The organism is Lyngbya aestuarii BL J (assembly GCF_000478195.2).
Taxonomy (GTDB): domain Bacteria; phylum Cyanobacteriota; class Cyanobacteriia; order Cyanobacteriales; family Microcoleaceae; genus Capilliphycus; species Capilliphycus aestuarii.
Genome location: NZ_AUZM01000137.1, coordinates 1 through 6288, shown reverse-complemented (window position 1 = coordinate 6288; position 6288 = coordinate 1). Strand labels below are relative to the sequence as shown.

Annotated in this window: 7 protein-coding genes; 6 read left to right on the top strand and 1 reads right to left on the bottom strand. The window is 37.3% G+C overall.

Translation table 11 applies throughout. The features are described 5' to 3' along the window. From M595_RS32585 to M595_RS26725, 5 genes are all read left to right on the top strand, one after another. On the top strand, positions 1 to 959 hold a 959-nt coding region (locus M595_RS32585; RefSeq protein ID WP_023069723.1), incomplete at its 5' end, for an alpha/beta hydrolase. Continuing rightward, positions 919 to 1659 (top strand): alpha/beta hydrolase family protein, encoded by a 741-nt coding sequence (locus M595_RS32580; RefSeq protein WP_023069719.1) that lies wholly within the window; start codon positions 919 to 921, stop codon positions 1657 to 1659. The genes M595_RS32585 and M595_RS32580, both read left to right, overlap by 41 nt. Positions 1660 to 2053: 394 nt before the next feature. Then, entirely contained in the window at positions 2054 to 2251 is a 198-nt protein-coding gene (locus tag M595_RS26735; protein WP_238987148.1) for a hypothetical protein, read from the top strand. A 437-nt stretch (positions 2252 to 2688) separates the two neighbouring features. Next, positions 2689 to 3579, top strand: a complete 891-nt coding sequence (locus tag M595_RS26730) for an alpha/beta fold hydrolase (RefSeq protein ID WP_023069724.1) — start codon at positions 2689 to 2691, stop codon at positions 3577 to 3579. Between the two features lie 140 nt (positions 3580 to 3719). Next, entirely contained in the window at positions 3720 to 4448 is a 729-nt protein-coding gene (locus M595_RS26725) for a response regulator (protein WP_023069717.1), read from the top strand. A 15-nt stretch (positions 4449 to 4463) separates the two neighbouring features. On the opposite strand, the gene ccmS is transcribed toward M595_RS26725, so the two are convergent. Further along, a complete protein-coding gene (gene ccmS, locus M595_RS26720; RefSeq protein WP_023069720.1) occupies positions 4464 to 4895 on the bottom strand; it encodes a beta-carboxysome assembly chaperone CcmS in 432 nt (143 codons plus the stop codon). A 401-nt stretch (positions 4896 to 5296) separates the two neighbouring features. Here ccmS and M595_RS30335 point away from each other — a divergent pair. Continuing rightward, the coding region (locus M595_RS30335; RefSeq protein ID WP_023069722.1) for a calcium-binding protein at positions 5297 to 6288 on the top strand (992 nt) is incomplete at its 3' end.

Genomic DNA, 6288 nt, shown 5'->3' with positions numbered 1-6288 from the left:
CCCGATTACACAAACTTTTCTTTGCTCGTCAACCGAAGTTATCTCGCCTCAATTCCCGTTTAGTTGCACTGAATATAGGAATTGTTTCTAGCGTGTTAACTGCAATTCCTGCTTTAGGTGCAGAACAAATTACCATTTCTTATGGCCCTGCGGAATCCTCCGTTTCTATTGATGAAATTCAACAGTTTGCAAAACAAGGTAAAGTTACTCCCATCTTGTCGTTGTATGGAACACTGCTGAAATTAAAAGATGGGCAGAAACTCAGAACAATTTTACAAACGCCTTTAGAAGCCAGTCCTTGGAGTGTGGGACAGTTTCTTGATACACCCACTGGAAGGGTTCTGTTGACTCGGATCGGAAAAGTGTTGAAAACAGACAAAAATGAGAATGGTTATGCAGCATTAAGAATAGCAATTGGTCAAGCCTCAGCTCATCCTGAAGGTTTAACGATTTTGCGTATTTTAGAAGAATTTCCCGGCGAAAGTATTCGAGTTGATTTAGATTTTAGTTTAGAACTCTTAGAAGATATTCTTCAGATTTTGGTTGAAGATGAGTTAGTTATTCAATCAGTTGAACAGCAAGCACAACAGGCTCAAATTAATGAAAACTATACTTTTAACTTACCCGATCCCAGAACACAAGGTTTAATTCCCTGGACAGAAGAAGAATTGACCTTTCGCAATCCTAATCGCGATCAGCCTTCACCTTTGAGACTTTATTTACCTCAAGTCAAAAAGTCTGTTCCTTTAATCGTTATTTCTCATGGTTTGGGTTCCGATCCTCAAACGTTTAGTTATATTGCTGAACATTTAGCCTCTCATGGTTTTGCAGTCGCAGTTCCGGAACATATTGATACCAGTGCTAACACATTTGCTCGATTTTTTGAAGGGTTTGAACGTCCTCCTAATCCTTCTGTATTTGCCAATCGAAGATCGGAAGATTACTTCTTTACTCGATGAATTAGAAGCAAAATATAAACCTAATCCAGTCTGGAAAAGGAAAATTGATTTTAATAATGTGGGGATTTTAGGTCAGTCTTTTGGAGGCTATACAGCACTCGCCGTTGGGGGGGCTGAACTGAATCGTGAGCAGTTAATTGAGGGGTGTCGAAAGTCTGAAGATCGACGAATTACCTTAAATATTTCTACATTACTTCAATGTCGTTCTTTGGAAGTGGCATCACAGCAGAAAAATTTTGAAGATCCGCGAATTAAAGCTGTAATTGCGATTAATCCTCTTACCAGTTTGATTTTTGGAGAGGAAGGAATGAGTGAAATTCGCATTCCGACTATGATCATTGGGGGAACAAAAGATTATGTTACTCCCGCAGTTACAGAGCAAATTCAGCCCTATAGTTGGTTAAAAACTTCTAGAAAACATCTGGTTTTAGTTGAGCCAGGAACTCATTTTTCTTTTTTGCGAGAAAGTGGCGGACGCTTAACTGTTCCCCCGAAATTAATCGGCCCCGATCCCAATCTAGCCTATCCTTATTTGAAACTATTAAGCTTGAGTTTTTTTGAGAGTTATCTCAACAGTAATTCTGAGTATTCTCCCTATCTTTCTCAGACTTATGTGAATCAAATTGATAGTCAACCTTTTAACCTCAGTTTAATTGAATATTTGAGTACCGAACAAGTTAGACAAGTCGTTAAACGTTAAGCAAAAAAGTTGATTTTAGTCTGACAAAATACCAGTTAACGGTCAGGGCTGCTGATGAGACTGGCGACAGACAAGCAACAGCAAAGGGTTTCAGCGCTTGTTAATCTTTCTTAATACAAAGCTGTTTATTTATGTTCGGGTATTTATAGCAATCAGAAATGATTTGTGAGAAATCTAAAAGCGGATAAAAAGTCTTAAACCACTTCCCCTCTTGCCTTTTGCCTCTTGCCTCTTGCCTTTTGCAATAAGATATTATACACAACTGAGAACGGACTGCTATATACGCTTTTCGATAGATGAAGTATTAACGAGATTAAGTCAAAATGAGTTAAAACTTAGCGAATGGAGGTTAACTCTATGGTTGCTACTGGAAACTCCAAGGCTGTCAGTGACCTTGAATAAGATTTGCTTGGCGAGGTTAAAGAACAAGTCCGAAGCGGTTCAAATTTATAACACTTATATTCAAGACGCCCAGAATACTGACTCTCAGGCTTGTGTCGAACTCTTTAAAAAATTGCAACAGCAAGAGATAAAGCAAGCTGAAGAAGTTCGTGGACATCTTCAGGAAGTTATGCAGAAGGGTAAAATGTAAGCCTTCTCGATAGTCGAGTGAGTTGACGACTCCCCACTCACTATCAGTAACCTGTTATGCAGTTAAGCTGTTAATTCAGTTTAACTGCATCAAAATAATTTCCTTCTCTGTAGTCTTCTGCCTGCTGTACCATTATTTTTTCAAGGTCATCTCACCTGATGACTTTTTTTATAGCGTCTAATCTTGCATTTGCCTTACTTTATGTAGTAAAAATAGTTAAAACCTAATAAAACAAGGTAAATCGCTATCTTGGTGGTTATTGTTAGCCAACGGGGTGAGTCTATTCCGAGAAAAATTTAGCGATCGCATCCTCAAAGCTATTAACCGAATTTCTGGTATAATCATCCTAGCATTTGGTATTATTGCTCTAATCACAGGCTTCAAAAATTAGCCTCTTAATTTCAGCCAACAGCTAATTTAATCCTTTAAACTTGATTATGTTTCCTAGTTTTCTTCCAGCCACAGTCCAAAAACTGACTGAATCTACTTCTATTAATCTCGCCAAGCAAATTGAACATCAACCTATTTCTACGCCTTTGAGAAAACAACCGATTGTCACCAGTTATGTTCATCAAGGGCAGGGCGGAACTCCCATTTTACTCTTGCATGGTTTTGATAGTTCTGTGTTAGAGTTTAGACGATTATTACCCAGATTAGCACCTCAAAATGAGACTTGGGCAGTTGATTTATTAGGATTTGGGTTTACAGAACGAGATGTTAATGTCCAGATTAGTCCCCGTGCAATTGGCACTCATTTATACGGTTTTTGGCGGAGTTTAATTCAGCAACCTGTGATATTAGTGGGGACTTCAATGGGCGGTGCTGCTGCTATTAATTTTACTTTAAATCATCCCGAAGCCGTTCAATCCTTAGTTTTAATTGGCAGTGCCGGAATGAGTGCAGGGCCTATTTTTGGGAAGTTTATCTTTCCTCCATTTGATTCTTTAGCGGCCGAGTTTTTACGCAACCCTAAAGTCAGACAAGGAATTAGTGAAACCGCTTATTTTGATAAAACTTTTGCCTCTCGTGATGCTCAAATTTGTGCGGCGTTACACTTAGAAATGCCGTTGTGGAATCGGGCTTTAATTAGTTTTACTAAAAGTGGAGGATATGGATCTTTTCGGAAAATATTAAGTAAGATTCAGCAGCAAACTTTGATTTTATGGGGAGAAAATGATCGGATTTTAGGGACAGCAGATGCCCAAAAATTTAAGCAAGCTATCGTCAATTCTCAATTAATCTGGATTAAAAACTGTGGTCATGTCCCCCATTTAGAACAACCTCAACTTACTACACAATATATTTTAAACTTTATACAATCAAATTAGGTTGCTATTGACTCTAAATGTTTTAGATTAAAGTTTTAGGTAAAATTTGTACAATTAGCGACAACAATATTGGTCAAATTGGGTAGACTAATCACAAGAGTTGATCCTTTGTGCCTGTCTTTATCCTGTCCTTGAACCCCATGAACACCATTTTAATTGTTGAAGATTCTCACAGTCAGCGAGAATGTATTTCCTACCAGTTAGTCTGGAATGGCATGAATGTGATTCAAGCTTGTGATGGAATAGATGCTTTAAATAAACTGCAAGCTACTTGTCCAGATTTAATTTTGTTAGATGTTGTTATGCCTCGAATTGATGGCTATCGAGTTTGTCGTTTAATTAAAGCTAACCCCACAACACAGAATATTCCGGTTGTTTTCATCACGGGAAAAGAACAACATCTAGCAATTTATGAAGGCATCAAACACGCCGAAGCCTATGTCAGTAAGCCTTGGAAAACTTGTGAACTTCTACAGACGATTAAACGAGTATTACTAAAAACTAAAAAATCGACTCATCAAGTTTCGCCTGATGATTGGTTTCGCTATGGTATTTTAACTCTAAAACTGATTAAGTTCTATGAAAGTCGAACTTCAGCTTTGCAAACATCAGGACATCAAATTATTAAGCTTTACAAAAGTGCTGTAAATGCCTTTCAGCAAACATTAGAAATTGACCCCAATCATTTATTCGCAGGTCAAACGCTAGAAATTACCGAAAATAAATGGAAAAAATTACAGCAAGAACTGTATCAAATCCGACCTTGCCAAGTGTGTTTATATTATCATGGTCAGAATGGAATTAACTGTGCTATTCATCCTAATGAGCCTGTTGATTCTCTCTGTTTAGACTGGGATTTAAACGAATAAATTAATAATTTGAATTTAGATTTGAATCTCTGACATCATTTTTGCTTCTAGTTTTTCTGATAAACTTGAAATATTTTGACCCAACATTTGAAAACATTCACAGGGAGTTAATTCAGGTTCAAAATAGATCAGTTTCACACCATTATTCGCAAAGCCAATCATTAACACTTCTTGTTCAGGTTGATAGCCATCTACTAACCCTAAAATTTCTTGCAGCTTATTATTCACACTTTTATTCAATTTTTCCAAAGCATCTCGCGAACAAGAAATAAAATGAGGAGTAGGTAAGAGATCAATTCCTAATGTATTGTCATGTTCAGTTTGTTCTTGATAAAATCCCCAAGCTAATGCGGCTAACTCTTGCTGATGATTTTCAACAAATCGATCTAACTGATATTGCCAACTATTTTCGTCTGGTTCCGGTTTGTTACTTTCTAAAAATGACATTTTTATCCTATGATTATTGACCTTAATCTATTTTAAAACAAAGGTGATCAGATGGAAAGCACTCTCACATTACCGTTGACTAGAGTGGTTTTCAGAAGCCGGATTTTTCCTATGTCCCACTTCTCGAAACAATGAGAGATGAAAACCGTTTATAAATCTTCAAAATTGATCGGAGAGGAATATATTTTTGTCTTAGTATTTTAAATCACATCTTGTTCTCGTTAATTTTACGGAAAATCACAGGTTTTGATGATCTTCTATACGGTTTTTATGTAAGTACAAACATCAATAAAACTTGAATTAGTTTGAATTTAAAAAACCTCAAAACTCCGGATAGATTAATGAATTCTAGAAGAAGAAATTAGAAGCAAAAATATTTCTTTTTTCGGAGACAACTTTATATGATTATCAATAACTATGATCCAGAGGCTTTAGCGATTAACAGCCTTGATAGTTTTCCGACAAATAATAATTTACAAACTTTCAACGCCGTTAATATTCCTTCCTCTGATCAGACAGACTTAATATTGAATCTAAATTCTTTCGTTCCCAGTCTAGGATCAGATAACATTTTAGGAACCGAAGGAAATGACACGATATTTGGTTTAGCCGGAAACGATACCATTTTTGGCTTAAGTGGAGATGATGTTTTAGGAGGAAATCAAGATAATGATTTCTTGTTAGGAAACAAAGGAAACGATACCCTTTATTCAGGAAAAGGTGATGATACACTCACCGGAGGTCAAAATAATGATATCCTATTTGGTGATATTGGCAACGATACTGTATTTGGCGATCGCGGTTCAGATGAGGTACTGGGAAACAGTGGAAATGATGTTCTTTATGGAGGAAAAGAAGACGATCTTGTTGCCGGAGGAGTAGGAGATGATATCCTATTTGGTGACTTAGGAAATGATACTTTACTTGGGGATCGCGGTTCAGATACAATTACAGGGGGAGACGGAAATGATACATTTTATCTAGGTGAAGGAACTGGAGGATTTAGTCTCATTGAAGCAGATATTATTAACGACTTCAACATTGAACAAGATGAAATAGGGTTACTCAATCTTCTCACCTTTGATGATTTGAATATCTATCAAGGTACTGATGAGTTTGTCAGTGATACTATCATTCAAAATAAAAATACAAATGAATTCCTCGCCATTCTCAAAAATGTTAACAGTAATACCCTGAATTCTGATGATTTTACATTACCAGATTCAGATAATGAACCGACGCCAACACCGGAACCTATCCCTGAACCCACACCCGAACCCACACCCGAACCTATCCCCGAACCCACACCCGAACCTATCCCCGAACCTATCCCTGAACCTATCCCCGAACCCACACCCGAACCTATCCCCGAACCCACACCGGAACCTATCCC

Coding starts and splice junctions, on each gene's coding strand:
- M595_RS26730 (WP_023069724.1), top strand. CDS start 2,689: ATGTTTCCTAGTTTTCTTCCAGCCACAGTCCAAAAACTGACTGAATCT.
- M595_RS26725 (WP_023069717.1), top strand. CDS start 3,720: ATGAACACCATTTTAATTGTTGAAGATTCTCACAGTCAGCGAGAATGT.
- ccmS (WP_023069720.1), bottom strand. CDS start 4,895: ATGTCATTTTTAGAAAGTAACAAACCGGAACCAGACGAAAATAGTTGG.